Annotated in this window: 18 protein-coding genes and 2 riboswitches; all 18 genes read right to left on the bottom strand. The window is 42.8% G+C overall.

The genetic code is table 11. From position 1 onward, the window contains the following. Positions 1 to 41: 41 nt before the first annotated feature. A complete protein-coding gene (locus V7201_RS00710; protein WP_335374865.1) occupies positions 42 to 1,418 on the bottom strand; it encodes a bifunctional metallophosphatase/5'-nucleotidase in 1,377 nt (458 codons plus the stop codon). An 88-nt stretch (positions 1,419 to 1,506) separates the two neighbouring features. Continuing rightward, entirely contained in the window at positions 1,507 to 2,355 is an 849-nt protein-coding gene (locus tag V7201_RS00705; protein ID WP_335374864.1) for a DUF72 domain-containing protein, read from the bottom strand. 158 nt (positions 2,356 to 2,513) lie between these two features. Further along, positions 2,514 to 2,657, bottom strand: coding sequence for a hypothetical protein (locus tag V7201_RS00700; RefSeq protein ID WP_335374863.1), 144 nt, complete (start codon positions 2,655 to 2,657; stop codon positions 2,514 to 2,516). A 51-nt stretch (positions 2,658 to 2,708) separates the two neighbouring features. After that, positions 2,709 to 4,106 carry a Fe-S cluster assembly protein SufB gene (gene sufB / locus V7201_RS00695; protein WP_335374862.1) on the bottom strand — a complete coding sequence of 466 codons (1,398 nt, stop codon included), beginning with the start codon at positions 4,104 to 4,106 and terminating at the stop codon, positions 2,709 to 2,711. 111 nt (positions 4,107 to 4,217) lie between these two features. Next, entirely contained in the window at positions 4,218 to 4,664 is a 447-nt protein-coding gene (gene sufU / locus V7201_RS00690; protein ID WP_335374861.1) for a Fe-S cluster assembly sulfur transfer protein SufU, read from the bottom strand. After that, on the bottom strand, positions 4,654 to 5,883 hold the full coding sequence (locus tag V7201_RS00685) for a cysteine desulfurase (protein ID WP_335374860.1): 1,230 nt from the start codon (positions 5,881 to 5,883) through the stop codon (positions 4,654 to 4,656). The genes sufU and V7201_RS00685 overlap by 11 nt, the downstream gene beginning before the upstream one ends. Beyond that, entirely contained in the window at positions 5,883 to 7,190 is a 1,308-nt protein-coding gene (gene sufD, locus V7201_RS00680) for a Fe-S cluster assembly protein SufD (protein WP_335374859.1), read from the bottom strand. Before sufD ends, V7201_RS00685 begins: the two co-directional genes overlap by 1 nt. An 18-nt stretch (positions 7,191 to 7,208) precedes the next feature. Further along, complete coding sequence (sufC, locus tag V7201_RS00675) at positions 7,209 to 7,994, bottom strand: Fe-S cluster assembly ATPase SufC (RefSeq protein ID WP_207502076.1); 786 nt, start codon at positions 7,992 to 7,994, stop codon at positions 7,209 to 7,211. Positions 7,995 to 8,562: 568 nt separating this feature from the next. After that, positions 8,563 to 8,715: a hypothetical protein gene (locus tag V7201_RS00670; protein WP_335374858.1), complete on the bottom strand. Its 153-nt coding sequence runs from the start codon at positions 8,713 to 8,715 to the stop codon at positions 8,563 to 8,565. Positions 8,716 to 8,989: 274 nt separating this feature from the next. Then, positions 8,990 to 9,352, bottom strand: a complete 363-nt coding sequence (locus V7201_RS00665; RefSeq protein ID WP_335374857.1) for a carboxymuconolactone decarboxylase family protein — start codon at positions 9,350 to 9,352, stop codon at positions 8,990 to 8,992. A 248-nt stretch (positions 9,353 to 9,600) separates the two neighbouring features. Next, entirely contained in the window at positions 9,601 to 10,434 is an 834-nt protein-coding gene (locus V7201_RS00660; protein ID WP_335374856.1) for a MetQ/NlpA family ABC transporter substrate-binding protein, read from the bottom strand. A 14-nt stretch (positions 10,435 to 10,448) separates the two neighbouring features. Continuing rightward, complete coding sequence (locus tag V7201_RS00655; RefSeq protein ID WP_335374855.1) at positions 10,449 to 11,117, bottom strand: methionine ABC transporter permease; 669 nt, start codon at positions 11,115 to 11,117, stop codon at positions 10,449 to 10,451. Beyond that, positions 11,110 to 12,135 (bottom strand): methionine ABC transporter ATP-binding protein, encoded by a 1,026-nt coding sequence (locus tag V7201_RS00650; protein WP_335374854.1) that lies wholly within the window; start codon positions 12,133 to 12,135, stop codon positions 11,110 to 11,112. The genes V7201_RS00655 and V7201_RS00650 overlap by 8 nt, the downstream gene beginning before the upstream one ends. A 193-nt stretch (positions 12,136 to 12,328) precedes the next feature. After that, positions 12,329 to 12,442, bottom strand: a riboswitch (SAM riboswitch). Positions 12,443 to 12,560: 118 nt separating this feature from the next. After that, complete coding sequence (locus tag V7201_RS00645) at positions 12,561 to 13,877, bottom strand: O-acetylhomoserine aminocarboxypropyltransferase/cysteine synthase family protein (RefSeq protein WP_335374853.1); 1,317 nt, start codon at positions 13,875 to 13,877, stop codon at positions 12,561 to 12,563. An 81-nt stretch (positions 13,878 to 13,958) separates the two neighbouring features. Further along, a riboswitch (SAM riboswitch) is annotated at positions 13,959 to 14,061 on the bottom strand. Between the two features lie 91 nt (positions 14,062 to 14,152). Further along, positions 14,153 to 14,506 (bottom strand): hypothetical protein, encoded by a 354-nt coding sequence (locus tag V7201_RS00640; protein WP_335374852.1) that lies wholly within the window; start codon positions 14,504 to 14,506, stop codon positions 14,153 to 14,155. A 350-nt stretch (positions 14,507 to 14,856) separates the two neighbouring features. Continuing rightward, positions 14,857 to 15,183, bottom strand: a complete 327-nt coding sequence (locus V7201_RS00635; protein WP_335374851.1) for a thioredoxin family protein — start codon at positions 15,181 to 15,183, stop codon at positions 14,857 to 14,859. 6 nt (positions 15,184 to 15,189) lie between these two features. After that, entirely contained in the window at positions 15,190 to 15,540 is a 351-nt protein-coding gene (locus tag V7201_RS00630) for a toprim domain-containing protein (protein WP_335374850.1), read from the bottom strand. 339 nt (positions 15,541 to 15,879) lie between these two features. After that, positions 15,880 to 16,119: a YusG family protein gene (locus V7201_RS00625; RefSeq protein ID WP_335374849.1), complete on the bottom strand. Its 240-nt coding sequence runs from the start codon at positions 16,117 to 16,119 to the stop codon at positions 15,880 to 15,882. Positions 16,120 to 16,208 lie beyond the last annotated feature (89 nt).

Raw genomic sequence — 16,208 nt, 5'->3', positions numbered from 1 at the left:
CGAAAAATCGTCATATGGTTGTTCCAATAAGCAGCAAATCTTTATTTATAGATCGCTGAAAGTTTCCATTCGAGTAAATTCCGCAAGAACTCCGGCAGCCAGTACCTCTTATTTTCGGCTCGATAAATTTCCGGGAAAAACCTCCCAAACGTAAACATATCCGGTATCGCTAAAACATAGTGCTTTTTTGTTTCGATTGGTACGCCATTGATCAAAATCTGCTGTACGTTACGTTCTTTTCGGAACTCGATACCATCGTACACCATCACGCCCATAACCGTACCGCGGAATCCGAGACCTTTTATTTGCATATGCGGCCAATGTTCATCAAGAGTTTGGAGGAGCACCTCTTTTAGCTCCGCTCCTGTTAGCTTGATGGTACATGGATTGATCGGATGCGGGCAAATTTCAAGCAAGTCGAATTGCGAAACTTCTCCTCTTTTTAAACCATGAAGCAGCATTCCCGCATTCATGAATGCACAATCTGCATCACACCATTCGCGCAATGCTTGAGTCAGCATTTTTGAAAGTGCTGAGTGTTCCAGCGGGTCTGCCTTTAATTCCTCTGGAAGGAATGCCACTGTTTTAGCCATAAGCTTTTTACCCTCGGCGTAATACCCATCTGCCGGCTGCTGCTCATGTTCAGTTTTTTCAGCCTCGTTCATACCATAAAGGATCGCTCTTTTATTCATGATTTGCTTGGAGTGTTCATGGATCTTTACTGTTACATGGCCGGTATAATAGCCATGCTTGCCTGCTCCTGCAAGCAAAGTTAAACCCATTCCTTTTCCCTCGTGTAGAATGTGGTGCGTATGTCCTCCAAGAATCACATCGATTTCCGGAAACATACCGGCAATGAGTTCATCATCATGAATGCCAAGATGGGATAAAAGGATAATCATATCCGTCTTCCCCATAAGCTCAGCCAGACATTTTTTAAGTTCATCAATCGGATCAGCCAGCTTCCAGCCAAGCTGCTCGTAAAAGCGCACAAAGTTCACTGTCACGCCGATAACACCAATCCTTGTACCCTTTTTACTTATGTATACATGATACGGCTTTGCCCATGCAGGCCTGCTTCCATCGGGCTTATAAAGATTTGCCACGAGGAGCTCGAATGATTTTTCAAGATACATGGAATCCAGGTCCTCAAATGGAAGAGTGATTCCTTCATTATTTCCGATCGTTGCAGCATCGTAGCCTGCTTCATTCAGCAACCGGCAATTCGCCTTCCCCCTGGTCGCGTCGGAGAGGGGATGCCAGCGGTCCATGTGGTCACCGATATCGAAAATCAGCACCTCATCACCGGCCTCTTCATGCCAGCGCCTCCGCTCAGATAAGAGTTTATGGATACTCGGCCAATGCTCAAGATGGCTATGTAAATCATTCGTATGGTATATGTGAATTATTTCTTCCATCAAACCATCCATCCTCTTTTAAAATGAAGTGCCCCTGCCTATTTACGGAAGGGGTCTAGTTATATTTTATGGAGTTTTAAAATGCGCTCTAAAATAAATCAAGCTGCCTTGGGTTCAGTCCTGCGTATTCAATATTTAATATGTCGAGCATCTGCTTAGCATTATCAGCAGCATCTCCGCCTGAATTGTTGTTGAATAGAGCATAGACTTGCTTTGTGCCTAAGTCAAGTTGCCTTAAATTTTCGGCCCATTCCTTCAATTCGTTCTCATTATATCGATACAGATACCTGACTTCACGCCAGTCCTGGCCTTTCCCCTTCTTGTTCCAGCCATGAACATTCCTGCCATGGAACCGGACAAGCACTTTTTCAGTGCTGGTAGACGCCAGAACGGTTGGGATCGAACCAGTTCCTGCCTGGGGTTCGTCGCAAATGCTGTGGATCCAATTATCTTTTTTCATAAAGTCTAGTGTCTTCTCCCGCATCTCGCCCTCAAACCACGATTGATTTCGGAACTCAAGCGCACATTCAATGTCACCCATCTGCTCCCTGCACCAACGCAAGTACTCCACATTCTCACGGCGGCAATCAAACCAGGGGGGAAACTGAAATAACGTCATACCATGCTTCTCCGCTTCCAAATATGGTTTGAGCGAGTCTTTATAGGCATTGAACATCTCATTTTTATCTTTAAAAGGAATCTCACCGCGCTGATGGCCGGTCATTCCCTGATAAGCTTTTACAATGAATTGAAAATTGTCAGGTGCGTCCTCAACCCATCTCACCGCATTCTTTACAGGCTGCACAGCGTAAAAAGAGGCATCGACCTCGACTGCGGGAAAGTGGCTGGAGTATTCTTTGAGTTTATCCCTTGGGGCAACCTTGCCTTCATATAAACTGTCATGGTCTCCCCAACCTGTCAAGCCAACAATGATCATCTGTGCACCTCCATATATCTTCATGATAGCATATTGTTACCTTATGAATAAAAATTAAGACCTTATCTAACCTTAATTCCCCCTAATATAAAAGAAGAAACACCTATTAAATCAATCATTTCCCTTGTTTTGACTATTTGTACATTCCTTCTTATCAACTATTGAAAATCTTCATCGTTATTCACTACGATTTTGCAGTTAATCGCTACAGTTTTGATGGTTTTCACTACGTATTTTGAAGGAATCGCTACGAATTTGACCAGAATCGCTACGATATACAGGATAATCGCTACTTTTTCCAAATAAACGAAAAAAATCCACCTGCCGAGGCAGGTGGATTCCCGTAACTATTATTAACCGATAGAACCTTCCATTTCGAACTTGATCAGGCGGTTCATTTCAACTGCATATTCCATTGGCAATTCTTTTGTGAATGGCTCGATGAAGCCCATAACGATCATTTCTGTTGCTTCTTCTTGGGAGATTCCGCGGCTCATCAGATAGAATAGCTGCTCTTCAGATACCTTGGAAACCTTCGCTTCGTGTTCAAGAGAAATGTTGTCGTTCAGGATTTCGTTGTAAGGAATTGTGTCTGATGTTGACTTGTTATCCATGATCAACGTATCGCATTCAATGTTAGAGCGGGCGCCGTCGGCTTTGCGTCCGAAGTGGACGATACCACGATATGTTACTTTTCCGCCGTGCTTGGAAATTGATTTTGATACGATTGTTGAAGATGTGTTTGGTGCAAGGTGGATCATTTTCGCACCTGCATCCTGGTGCTGGCCTTTACCAGCAATCGCGATGGACAATGTCATACCGCGAGCGCCTTCACCCTTAAGGATGACTGCTGGATATTTCATTGTAAGTTTGGAGCCAATGTTGCCATCGATCCATTCCATCGTTGCGTTTGCTTCACAAACCGCACGCTTTGTTACAAGGTTGAAGACGTTGTTTGCCCAGTTCTGGATTGTTGTGTAACGGCAATATGCGTCTTTCTTGATGATGATCTCAACAACTGCGCTGTGAAGTGAGTTTGTGGTGTACACCGGAGCTGTACAGCCTTCAACATAGTGTACGTGCGCGCCTTCATCAACGATGATCAATGTACGCTCGAACTGACCCATGTTTTCAGAGTTGATACGGAAATACGCTTGTAAAGGAGTGTCTACTTTTACTCCCTTTGGAACGTAGATGAAAGATCCACCAGACCAAACCGCAGAGTTCAATGCTGAGAATTTATTGTCAGTTGGCGGAATCACTTTTCCGAAATGCTCGCGGAAGATGTCTTCATTTTCTTTAAGAGCAGAATCAGTGTCCTTAAAGACGATTCCAAGATCCTCAAGCTCTTCCTTCATGTTATGGTAAACAACCTCTGATTCGTACTGAGCAGAAACACCTGCAAGGTATTTTTGCTCCGCTTCAGGGATACCAAGCTTATCGAATGTCGCCTTGATTTCTTCAGGAACTTCATCCCAAGATTTTTCAGAGCGCTCAGAAGGTTTTACATAATATGTGATTTCATCAAAGTTCAATGAAGCCATGTCTCCGCCCCATTGTGGCATTGGCATATTGTAGAAGTGCTCAAGAGACTTTAAGCGGAAGTCCAGCATCCATTGCGGCTCTTCCTTAAGTTTTGAAATTTCTTCAACGATTTCACGCGTCAGACCGCGTTTAGACCGGAAGATGGAAACGTCTTTGTCGGCAAAACCGTATTTATAATCACCGATCTCTGGCATTTTTTTAGCCATCGTCGAATTCCTCCATTCTTAAAGCGCGAAACTTGTTCCCCGCTTTGTAGTTGTACTCGCTGCAGGCCAATCCCCTGCAGTCTTTCTTTGTAAAATCATCTATGATGACTTTTATTGGTTGTCTTCCTCTTCCTTCAGGCCCTTCTCCATCGCCTTCCAGGCAAGAGTCGCGCATTTGATCCTTGCTGGGAACTTTGCAACGCCTTGAAGAGCTTCAATATCTCCGAGGTCCAGGTCATCCTCATCATATTCATTGCCCTGCATGATGTCAGAGAAAATCTTCGAAAGCTTAAGAGCTTCCTCAACACTTCTTCCCTTGATCGCCTGTGTCATCATTGAAGCAGAGGACATGGAAATCGAACAGCCTTCCCCTTCAAACTTCGAATCCGCAACCTTGCCATCTTCGACTTTCATCGTAAGCTGGATGCGGTCTCCGCAAGTAGGGTTGTTCATGTTGACTGTCAGGCTGCCTTCATCCAAAACACCTTTATTGCGAGGGTTCTTATAGTGATCCATAATAACTTGCCGATAAAGGTTATCTAAATTATTAAAAGACATCGCTGAAATACTCCTTTGTTTTGACAAGCCCTGCAACCAGCTTGTCAATATCTTCTTCTGTATTATACAGGTAGAAGCTTGCACGTGCTGTCGCGGACGCATTCAGCCATTTCATCAGCGGCTGTGCACAATGGTGGCCCGCGCGAACGGCGATTCCTTCAGCATCAAGTACAGTTGCCACATCGTGAGGATGCACATCGTCAAGGTTGAAGGTTACTAGTCCTGCACGCTTTCCAGCTTCCTTCGTGCCATAGATTGTCATACCTTCAATCGCTGACATTTTATCCATTGCATAACCAGCCAAAGCATGCTCATGTTTTTCGATATGATCAAGTCCAATATCATTTAGGAAGTCTATTGCTGCACCAAGGCCGATTGCTCCTGCAATAATCGGTGTGCCGCCTTCGAACTTCCAAGGCAGCTCTTTCCATGTTGATTCATAGAGTCCTACGAAATCAATCATTTCACCGCCAAATTCAACTGGCTCCATTTTTTCTAAAAGTGCCTTCTTGCCGTATAGTACACCGATTCCAGTCGGGCCGCACATTTTATGTCCAGAAAATGCGAGGAAATCACAATTAAGATCCTGAACATCAATCTTCATATGCGGAGCGCTTTGAGCGCCATCCACAACCATGATTGCTCCATGCTGATGGGCAATTTCGGCAATTTCCTTGATTGGGTTCATGACACCTAAAACATTTGATACCTGCATGATCGATACGATTTTCGTATTTTCTGTAATCGTTTCTCTTACAGTATCTAAAGAAATCGTGCCATCTGCCTGAAGGTCTAGATATTTTAAGGTAGCACCCGTTTGTTTCGCCACCTGCTGCCAAGGAATGATGTTGCTGTGATGCTCCATATAAGAGATGACAATTTCGTCACCTTCTTTGAGATTATCACGGCCATAGCTTGCAGCAATGGTGTTCAAAGCGGTCGTTGTTCCACGGGTGAAAATAATTTCTTCAATAGACTTAGCATTAATGAACTTACGAACCTTTTCCCTTGCTCCTTCATAACCATCCGTAGCTTTTGTTCCAAGTGTGTGGACACCTCGGTGGACGTTGGAGTTGTATTCGCGATAATATTTGTCCAGTGCTTCAATAACCTGCACAGGCTTTTGTGATGTTGCCGCGCTGTCAAGATAGACAAGCGGGCTGCCATTGACTTCCTGATTTAGAATCGGAAATAATTCACGAATTTCGCGGGCGTTCATTATTTTACTTTCCTTTCGATGACTTCCACCAATTGCTTCTTAACTCCCTCGATAGGAAGTTCGTTTACGACTGGCGCAAGGAAGCCGTGAATGACAAGGCGTTCTGCCTCGTGCTTTGGAATACCCCGGCTCATCAAGTAGTAAAGCTGCAATGGATCAACGCGTCCAACAGATGCTGCGTGTCCTGCAGTTACGTCATCTTCATCAATTAGAAGGATTGGGTTAGCGTCCCCACGTGCTTTTTCGCTTAGCATCAATACACGTGATTCTTGTTCAGCGTTTGATTTAGAAGCACCATGTTCGATCTTTCCGATACCATTGAAAATAGAAGTCGCGCTATCCTTAACAACACCGTGTTTAAGAATGTAGCCTTCTGAATTTTTGCCGAAGTGGATGATGCTTGTCGTGAAGTTCTGAGTCTGCTCCCCACGTCCAACCATAACCATCTTCGTATCACCGTACGAACCGTCACCAACAAGATTCGTCACGTTTTCAGAGATTGTGTTGCCATCGTTCATCAATCCAAGAGCCCACTCGATGCGAGCATCTCTTCCTGCTTTTCCGCGGCGGTTTACATAAGTTGTAAGTCCAGCAGCCAGAGTATCAACTGCGCCATACTGGATTTTAGCGTTTTGGCCAGCAATTGCTTCTGTCACAATGTTAACTAAGCCGTTCACTTTTCCAGTAGTTGAGATATAGTTTTCAACGTATGTTACAGAACTGTTGTCTTCAGCAACAACAAGAACGTGGTTGAACAGGTTTGCTTCTGCATCATCATGTAGGAAAATCGCCTGGATCGGGTTCTTGATCTGAACGTTTTTAGGAACATATAAGAATGCTCCGCCGTTAACAAATGCTGCATGAAGAGCTGTCAAACGATTTTCATCAGACTTAACAGCAGACATGAAATATTTCTTCAACAAATCGCTGTATTCACGAGCTGCTGTAAAGATATCGGTAAATACTACGCCTTGCTCCTGCATTTCTTTGGAAAGCTGAAGATAAGCAGGCTTATTATTGCGCTGTACATACAGGCTGTTATCCTTTGCTTCCTGGTCAACTAACGCTTTTACTTCTTCAGGAAGTTCTTCGATGGATGAAAAAACATCACTCTTCACAAGAAGTTTTTCAAATTGTGTGAAATTCCATTTATCAATCTTTGTTTTATCCGGTTTTGGCATTGGAAGATCTTCAGCTTTTTCAAGAGATTGAACGCGAAGTTCTGTCAGCCATGCCGGTTCGCTCATTTCTTTTGAGAAGGAAGTAATGTACTCCTGGTCAAAAGGCCATTTCGTTTCCGTCGTCATTATAAATCCCCCCAACGCTTACGCTTCTTGCCCAACTGTTTCGTCTTCGATGCCTAGTTCTTTTTTAATCCAGTCATATCCTTCTGCTTCTAAGCGCTGTGCAAGCTCAGGTCCGCCAGACTTAACGATGCGGCCCTGCATCATAACGTGCACAAAGTCAGGAGTGATATAGTCAAGAAGACGCTGGTAGTGAGTGATGATCAAGCAGCCGAAATCTTCGCCGCGCATTTCGTTGATTCCTTTAGAAACAACCTTCAATGCATCGATATCAAGACCTGAGTCGATTTCATCAAGAATCGCGATTTTTGGTTCAAGCATCATTAACTGAAGGATTTCGTTACGCTTCTTCTCTCCGCCTGAGAAACCTTCATTAAGGTAACGCTGTGCCATATCTAAATCCATTTCAAGGAATTCCATTTGCTTATCCATTTTGCGGATGAATTTCATTAATGAAATTTCATTTCCTTCACCAAGACGGCTGTTTAGTGCAGAACGCAAGAAGTCAGCATTTGTAACACCACTGATTTCACTTGGGTATTGCATAGCAAGGAACAAACCAGCGCGTGCTCTTTCATCTACTTCCATATCAAGAACGTTCTCGTTATCAAGCGTAACTGAACCGCTTGTTACTTCATATTTAGGGTGTCCCATGATGGAAGAAGATAAAGTAGATTTACCTGTACCATTCGGTCCCATGATCGCGTGAATTTCTCCACCCTTAACTTCAAGGTTAACACCTTTTAATATCTCTTTACCTTCAATCTCAACATGAAGGTCCTTAATTGATAATACAGATCCTGCCATAATAATACCTCCGTCAATATAGAAAAGATTTTAAGCCGACTATTGCGGTCTTTAGCTCTATTCTCATTTTATTCTCATTACAATCTTATAACAAATGAAAAGTGTTAGCAACTCTTTAAGAGTAGAAAGAAATTCTTCGAAATTTGGAGAAATCTCTTGATTTTTGGCTCATGCCTCGTGGAGATGAAACGACCGAGCAAATTCATTTGCTCGCAGCGTTTCATCTCCACGAGGCAGCTTTTCAGCGCCAGCTGAAAAGCTTGTGAAGCGTTAACTTCACAAAATGAGCCAAAAATCCACGCTATCTTTTTTATTTCTTTCCACTCCCCCGTCGCCTGTCAGCAAAGCTGACAGGCGACAATTTCACCGCAACTGTACTCAGCCTTATTCTAACAGAACCATTTTCCATACGTGTTTAATAAGCTCAACCACCTACATCATTTTATTTTTACCGTACAAAAGAAAAAAATGTACTAGCAAGCAGAGCTGCACTTCACAAATAATAAAGAAACCAGTGCGATGATCACACTGGTCCCAAAACATTTATTTCTATTATATATAATCCATCTTACGAGTGGACTCTTCGCTCAAGGTCTGCGACCATCCGTTGGCTCTGGATATAGTCTCTTTCACGCTTCTTCTCAACTTCCATCCTTGCATCATGGTTCGTGCTGTAAACCTCATAACTAATTCCATGGGCTCCATGCATCGCTTTTTCCATTTCACTTGTGTAGTTCAGCTTTAGCGTACTAATTTTGAATCATCCCTTCGGTTTTTCGCTTTGACAGCGATTTTTTTGTTAGTGCAATGTTATCACCTTTTGTTTACCACTATCAAAGCGATTAAAACCGTTAATATTTGGATGTGATGGAATATGGAGGCTTATGAGGTTCTGAGCTCTTTCATTCTTACAATCCTTCAATAATCCTCCCGCTAAGAGCTTATCCTGAAATTCGCGTACTTTTTTTCGTTGATATCACTGTGATTTATTGTTTTTAAGTATTTAGTTCAGCCATTGCTTCCTGTACAAGAGTGACTGCCTGACTCATTGCAGCACCCCCGCCAAATGCCGCCGTTACACCAACTGTCTCTAAAATTTGCTCTTCACTCGCTCCCTGGTCAAGGCAGCCTTTTAGATGATAGATAATGCAGTACTCATCCTGAGAATAAAGAGAGATCCCTAATGCGATCAACTGCTTCTCTTTTTGTGAAAGAGTTCCCTCTTGAAAGCAAACTTCTGTAAAAGCATTATAGTGTTTCGCAAGCTCAGGCATTTTTTGTGTAAAAACGCCAAGACCTTGTTTATATTCATGCAATGCAGCTTCTGTAGAGTTGCGTGGTTCGTAATGATGTTCCATCGTATCCACTCCTATCTTATTTTTTCTCGGTTAGTATGTTAGATTTCGGAGTGGGTTATTCAAACGTTGAGTGCTTCATTTGGCAGCTAAAATAAAAAGCGGAAGCGCCTTACTAGACAAGCGACTCGAGGGGCTAGGCGCTGGAGCTGGATTAAGCAAATCCGGCTTGATTTATCCGCACCTTAAGGATTTTATAATTTCCTAAACAAATAAAAAGCAGGCTGGCCGCCTGCTTTTATCTACATTCATTATTCTTTTACCGGTACGACAGCACCTTTATACTTTTCTAGAATGAAATCCTGGATTTCTTTTGAATGAAGGACTTCGACAAGAGCTTTGATCGCTGGTTTGTCTTTATCGCCTTTGCGGACCGCAATGACGTTTACATAAGGTGAATCACTTTCTTCAATTGCGATAGAATCTTTAATTGGATTCAATCCAGCATCGATCGCGTAGTTAGAGTTGATTAGAACTGCATCGCCTTCACCATTGTTAAAGATTTGTGGAAGCAAGGCTGCTTCGTACTCTGTGTCAAAGTTTAGCTTCTTAGGGTTCTCTGCAATATCGTCTGTTGTCGCTTTTACTTTTTCAACGCCTTCTTTAAGAGTGATCAAGCCCTCTTTTTCAAGCATTGTCAAAATACGTCCATGGTCAGCAACTGAGCTGCTCATAATAATGTGAGCTCCCTTTGGAAGGTCATCAAGACTCTTGTACTTCTTAGAGTATACGCCGATAGGTTCGATATGAATTCCGCCTGCTACTTCAAACTTATAGTTATTCTCAGCCATTTGAGCTTCAAGGTAAGGAATGTGCTGGAAGTAGTTTGCATCAAGTTCTTTTGAATCTAAAGCCTGGTTAGGAACGATATAATCGTTGAATGTTTTGATTTCAAGCTCGTAGCCTTTTTCTTTTAAAAGCGGTTTTGCTACTTCAAGGATTTCTGCGTGAGGCACATTTGACGCACCGACAACGATCTTTTTGCTTTCTTCCTTGCCGCCTTCTGTTTTGTTATCAGAAGTACCGCAAGCAGCCAACGTAACGGATAGTGCTAATGTTATGAATACAATAAGCCATTTTTTCATGTGTAAATCTCCCCTTATCTTTTGTCTAATTTTCTAGTGACGATATCGCCAATGAATTGAATCAAAAATACAATGACCAAAATAATAATCGTTGCCATCAAAGTGACATCATTCCTGCTTCGCTGGAAACCTTCCATATACGCCAGGTTTCCTAATCCTCCCGCTCCGATTACCCCTGCCATCGCCGTGTAACTTACGAGTGCTATGGCAGTCACTGTAATACCGGAAACAAGCGCGGGCATTGATTCAGGGAGGAGAACTTTCCAAATGATTGTTGTCGTCTTCGCTCCCATCGATTTTGCTGCCTCGATTACCCCTTTATCAATTTCACGTAAGCCGATTTCAACCATCCTTGCGTAGAATGGTGCAGATCCGATGATCAATGCCGGCAATGCGGCATTTTCTCCAATCATGGTATTCAGGATGAATTTTGTAAAAGGAATCAGCAATACGATTAAGATGATAAATGGAATTGACCGGAAAATATTAACGAAGGCGCTTAAGACTACATTAACTGGTTTATTCTCCCAGATATTACCCTTCGAAGTCAGAAACAGTAACAAGCCAAGGATTGCTCCAAGTATGAATGTTGCAGCCACAGAAATGGCGCTCATATATAGTGTCTCTCCAGTTGCCTCCCACATTCGATCCCAGTTCACATTAGGAAAGAAATTCTCAGCCATTCGAAACCACCTCCACGCCAACTTCCTGCTTCCCGATAAATTCAATGGCACGCTGCAAATCACTTTCTTCGCCATCTAAATGGATAAAGAGGGTTCCGTATGAACCATTTTGCGTCTGCGATATTTTCCCTTGCAAAATATTGACCATGATCGGGAACTCACGTACCAAGTTAGTGATAAGCGGCTGTTCTGCTCCCTCACCTACAAACGTCAACTGGACTACACGGCCATGTGGATAGAGTGAAAGCAAATGGTCTACTGTTTCCTTTGTCTCTTCCGGTTCCGTAACCTGCTGGACGAATCTTTTCGTGATTGGCTGCTGCGGATTTTTAAACACTTCAAGCACCGGGCCTGTTTCGACTATTTTTCCGCCTTCCATCACAGCTACTCTGTGACAAATTTTCCGAATCACATGCATTTCGTGTGTAATCAGGACAATCGTAAGTCCCAGCCTTTTATTGATATCAACAAGCAAATCCAGTATTTGATCTGTTGTTTCCGGATCAAGTGCTGAAGTTGCTTCGTCTCCTAGCAGCACCTTTGGATTATTTGCAAGAGCCCTTGCAATTCCGACCCGTTGTTTTTGTCCGCCGCTCAGCTGGGCTGGATAAGCATCGCCCCTGCCGTCAAGGCCAACCAGTGAAATGAGCTCTTTTACCCGTATGTCTCTTTCCGATTTGGAAACACCGGCAATTTCGAGCGGGAAAGCAATATTTTCCGCCACTGTCCTTGACCAGAGCAAATTGAAATGCTGAAAAATCATGCTTATTTCCTGACGCGCTTTTCTGAGTTGCGCCCCTTTTATCCTGGATACTTCCCTGCCGGCAACGACAACCGAACCTGATGTAGGGATTTCAAGACCATTCAACATGCGGATCAATGTACTTTTACCGGCCCCGCTGTATCCGATGACCCCGTAAATCTCGCCTTCTTTGACTTCAAGACTTACATCATCGACGGCTTTTACTTCTCCCTTTTTCGAAGCATAAATCTTTTTCGCCTTTTTTATTGTGATCAATCGACTCACCCTCTTTACAACCGAATATCTTTTTTAAAACCGTTAAATTGTCCAGCTTTATCAGTCTAGTTTCCCATTCCCTGAGTAAATTAATTCAAACAACTCACAGGGTCCAAAGACCAATTATGTTCGTAAAATAATAAAAGCCTTTCTGCTAATGAGCAGAAAGGCATAATTGTAGGCTGTATCCTTTCTCTCATCTACCAAAGCAAAACGCTTTGAGTGAATTGGCACCATTTCAATAAGCAAGCTTATTGACGGTTGCCGGGTTTCATAGGGCACTTCCCTCCACCTCTCTTGATAAGAGCACGCTATTCATTTTTTTAATCGGTTTTAAGTTACGAGTGTGATTTTATCACGGAATAAAAAAGGGTGTCAATAAAATTATTCTCAAATATCAAATGGAATGTACTGGAAAATACGTTTTATACTTTTGCTGCAGCAGATGGAACACCCGTCGCTTTTTCGATCGCCTGCTCCAAATCTTCTAAGATATCGTCAATGTTTTCAATGCCGACCGATAGTCTGATCAAGTCCTCGGGTACGCCGGCTGCCTTAAGTCCTTCGGCATCAAGCTGTTGATGTGTTGTGCTTGCCGGATGGATAATCAGGCTTTTCGCATCTCCCACGTTGGCAACATGCGACCATAATTTGACTGAATTGATCAGCTTGGCTCCAGCGTCCCTTCCTCCTTCGATGCCGAAAACGACAACTGCCCCGGCACCCTTAGGAAGATATTGATCGGCAAGCTTTTTATCAGGATGGGCATCATGGCCCGGATAAGCAACCCAGGTGACGGCTGGATGTGACTCAAGGAATTCGACGACCTTCAAGGTATTCGCCACATGTTCCTTCATCCTGACATGCAAGGTTTCAATTCCGAGATTGAATTGGAAAGCACTCTGAGCGCTGATTGATGGCCCCAAGTCTCGAAGGAGCTGCACTCGTGCTTTTACAATAAAAGCGGCAGCACCGATTGCTTCGCTGTAGACCAAGTCATGATAGCTAGAATCTGGCTCATTAAATCCAGGGAATTTAGCTGATTTCCAGTCAAAATTTCCGCCGTCAACGATGATACCTCCTAGAACTGTCCCATTTCCAAGAAGCCATTTTGTAGCTGAGTGGACGACAATATCTGCTCCATGCTCGATTGGCCGGCATAAATATGGAGTGGCGAACGTATTGTCAATGATCAGTGGAACTCCTGCCTCATGGGCAATGTCCGCTACTTCAGCAATATCTAAAACCCGAAGGCTTGGGTTTCCAATCGTCTCAGCAAAAACAGCCTTTGTTTTCGGCGTGATCGCTTTTCTGAAATTCTCAGTGTTCTCAGGATCGACAAAATGAACCTTAATCCCATACTTGGGCAAAGTGACGGCAAAAAGATTATAAGTTCCTCCATAGAGATTGGAAGCCGCCACTATTTCATCCCCAGCCTGAGCAATATTCAAGATGGACATTGTAATTGCTGCCATTCCGCTGGAGACTGCCAGCGCGCCGATGCCACCCTCAAGCAAGGCAACTTTTTCCTCGAGAGCCGTTACTGTCGGGTTATGGATCCTGGAATAGATATAGCCCGACTCTTTAAGTGCAAAAAGATCAGCCGCATGGCCTGTATTTTCAAATTGAAAAGCATTGCTAGAATAGATTGGCAACGCTCTGGCCCCTGTAACCGAATCTGGAGATTGCCCTCCATGTACTCCTAACGTTTCAATTTTGTAGTTTCGCTGTTTTTCCACCATTTCCATCTCTCCATTCGATTAATTTTAGGAAAGAAGATACGAAAAAACCCTCTTCCTAAGAAGAGGGTCGTATATCGTCTCTCCTTATCTTTTCAGAGCCATAACTCTGATGGAATTAGCACCGTGTTTACTAACCGGTTGCCGGGCTTCATTGGGCCAGTCCCTCCGCCTCTCTTGATAAGAATATTAAGTTTTAAATTTTTTCTCAAAATGGTCTTGCAAGTTAACGTGATAATATCATGCAGTAGACTGCCGGTCAAATATTTTTTAATTTTTCAGATAAAAACTTTTAGAGGCATCGGCCTGGCTAGGTAAAAGATTGATTCAAGCACCAGTATCGTCCTAAATGGGCATACAAGATTAAAATAGCCTATGTTAATGCCTTCACGCAGCTTTATGTTCCCATCAAGCAAATGAAGTAAAAGATCTTCCCTTCCAGAAAGTTTCGCATATTGAAAAGCTGGAAATGCACGATCTCTGCTGAATTCAACCTTGTTCTTTTTGAACGATAAATAATAAGTTTGCTTTTCTGCTTCAATCGTGAGACATAAATCCAGATTATTAACTAATAGCATAATATGATTTTTCTTCTGAATTTCATTCATAAAGCTTTCGATTCTTTCTTCCATCCCTTCAGCCCCCTGTTATTACATATTCCTTGTGTTACGGAAAAACCCTGTAATAACCCTTCGACAAATATTACGGGGCCCCTCAATAAATAGGTTCACAGGGGTAAGAACGTCGATTGATGCTGCATCCCAGCAAATAATTGATACCTGATTCTTGCTTTTGTGCGAACTCAGCTAAAAAAAGACAATGCCTAGGTGGAATTTCGGCATTGTCCATCATTTCCCGAGAAATATGTCTAAACATCCTGCAATGTAGTTAAGTTCCTTTAACGATTCTTGAATTCATCAGTGACATAAGAAATTTTTCATGCCCAGGTAAATATCGAAGCCTTCTAAGCAAAAAAAACGGCTTAGCCGTTTGTTTGTACATTCTCTAGTGTTTTCAATTTTTCATATAAATAAGGGACGGATTGAAAGGCATATATTTTCTCCTGAATCTCTCCCTCGTTTAAGACAATCAGGCATGGAACGCTTTCGATTTCGAATATCTCGGCCATTGCCGGCAAGTAATTCAAATCTGCTTTGCCGCCAGAAATATCAGGCAGCAATTGTTCTATAACGGTAAGCATTTTTCCTGCTACCTGGCAAGTTCCGCACATAGGCGTATAAAAATACAGGAAACCTGTCTGCTTTTCCTTTAAAAAAGCTTCCATCTCTTCCTTAGTCCACTCTTTCATCTACAGTCATCCTTTTTCTAAATACTCTGCATGAACGTCGATATTTGCTCCAATCAAAACTGTAGCCAGATGGTACTCTGGTGCAGTGGCCACTTCCCTGTACATTTTATCAATGTACAAATGACTCGCTTCTGGAAACTCCCGTTTAAATTGCTTTCGAAGCTTCTCCCCGGAAGCATCCGCATCCACAAGAATATATACATCCTTATCAAAAAGTGAATCAATCAGCTCATCAAGCTTAGACACACCAATCGTTCCATTTGTACAAATAATTTCTACCGGTTCTTTTAGCACGGTCTGTACCTTTCTTTTGTCTGACGAGCCCTCCACTATGATCACCTTGTGATTTTCGTCCATCGCCATAACCACCTATGCACCAGAAAATAATTACTTTACAACATTATAAACATTATTAATTGAATTGTGCGGGTTAGTACATATTTCTATTGTCACTGTTTTTGTTTTATTTTGCAAAAATTTAGAACTAGCTCCTTAAACGATAGGCTGTGTTAAACTTGTCTGTTGATTTCCGCTCCAGGCGCTTCGCTTTCCGGGGGGCGGCAGGTGAGCCTCCAGGAGTCTGCGCGCCTTCCGCTCTAATCAACAGGTGCTAAAAATCAACCTTTAACACAGCCAAAACATACAGGTTTAGGAATAGTATACAAAAAAACAGCGGCTCATGGGCCGCTGTGTTTTCTAACACCAGCCGCCTTCATCACAATCAGTATACCGAGGTTCTGATTGGTCCGGCACTGATACATGCTGGTAAATCCTATTCTGTTCGGATTCATAGTGATGCCCGAGCTCAAGGTGGTCACCTTCAGGAAGTTTGATCTTTCCAATTGGTTCACTTTCTAAATAAAGCTGGATTGCTCCATTTTCTAATTTGCCTGTCACACGATCGGTAATGTCTATTTTTTGCTGTTTTAATGTCATCGTTGTTCACCCTTTACTAATATCTTCACTGCTATTATTTTGTCCGAATTCCGTAAATGAAGTGATGGAAAAATGCAGGAGATTATCAG

This window comes from Bacillus sp. JJ1122 (assembly GCF_036964885.1).
Classification (GTDB): Bacteria; Bacillota; Bacilli; order Bacillales; family Cytobacillaceae; genus Mesobacillus.
The sequence above is the reverse complement of the archived record's forward strand: the minus strand, read 5'-3'. Positions and strand labels throughout refer to the sequence as shown.

Bases quoted from the DNA above. Each gene is read 5' to 3' on its own strand.
- V7201_RS00640 (WP_335374852.1), bottom strand. From the start codon at position 14,506: ATGGAAGAAAGAATCGAAAGCTTTATGAATGAAATTCAGAAGAAAAAT.
- V7201_RS00645 (WP_335374853.1), bottom strand. From the start codon at position 13,877: ATGGTGGAAAAACAGCGAAACTACAAAATTGAAACGTTAGGAGTACAT.
- V7201_RS00635 (WP_335374851.1), bottom strand. From the start codon at position 15,183: ATGAAAGAGTGGACTAAGGAAGAGATGGAAGCTTTTTTAAAGGAAAAG.
- sufD (WP_335374859.1), bottom strand. From the start codon at position 7,190: ATGACGACGGAAACGAAATGGCCTTTTGACCAGGAGTACATTACTTCC.
- V7201_RS00660 (WP_335374856.1), bottom strand. From the start codon at position 10,434: ATGAAAAAATGGCTTATTGTATTCATAACATTAGCACTATCCGTTACG.
- V7201_RS00710 (WP_335374865.1), bottom strand. From the start codon at position 1,418: ATGGAAGAAATAATTCACATATACCATACGAATGATTTACATAGCCAT.
- sufU (WP_335374861.1), bottom strand. From the start codon at position 4,664: ATGTCTTTTAATAATTTAGATAACCTTTATCGGCAAGTTATTATGGAT.
- V7201_RS00670 (WP_335374858.1), bottom strand. From the start codon at position 8,715: ATGGAAAAAGCGATGCATGGAGCCCATGGAATTAGTTATGAGGTTTAC.
- V7201_RS00665 (WP_335374857.1), bottom strand. From the start codon at position 9,352: ATGGAACATCATTACGAACCACGCAACTCTACAGAAGCTGCATTGCAT.
- V7201_RS00685 (WP_335374860.1), bottom strand. From the start codon at position 5,883: ATGAACGCCCGCGAAATTCGTGAATTATTTCCGATTCTAAATCAGGAA.
- V7201_RS00625 (WP_335374849.1), bottom strand. From the start codon at position 16,119: ATGACATTAAAACAGCAAAAAATAGACATTACCGATCGTGTGACAGGC.
- V7201_RS00705 (WP_335374864.1), bottom strand. From the start codon at position 2,355: ATGATCATTGTTGGCTTGACAGGTTGGGGAGACCATGACAGTTTATAT.
- sufC (WP_207502076.1), bottom strand. From the start codon at position 7,994: ATGGCAGGATCTGTATTATCAATTAAGGACCTTCATGTTGAGATTGAA.
- V7201_RS00655 (WP_335374855.1), bottom strand. From the start codon at position 11,117: ATGGCTGAGAATTTCTTTCCTAATGTGAACTGGGATCGAATGTGGGAG.
- V7201_RS00630 (WP_335374850.1), bottom strand. From the start codon at position 15,540: ATGGACGAAAATCACAAGGTGATCATAGTGGAGGGCTCGTCAGACAAA.
- sufB (WP_335374862.1), bottom strand. From the start codon at position 4,106: ATGGCTAAAAAAATGCCAGAGATCGGTGATTATAAATACGGTTTTGCC.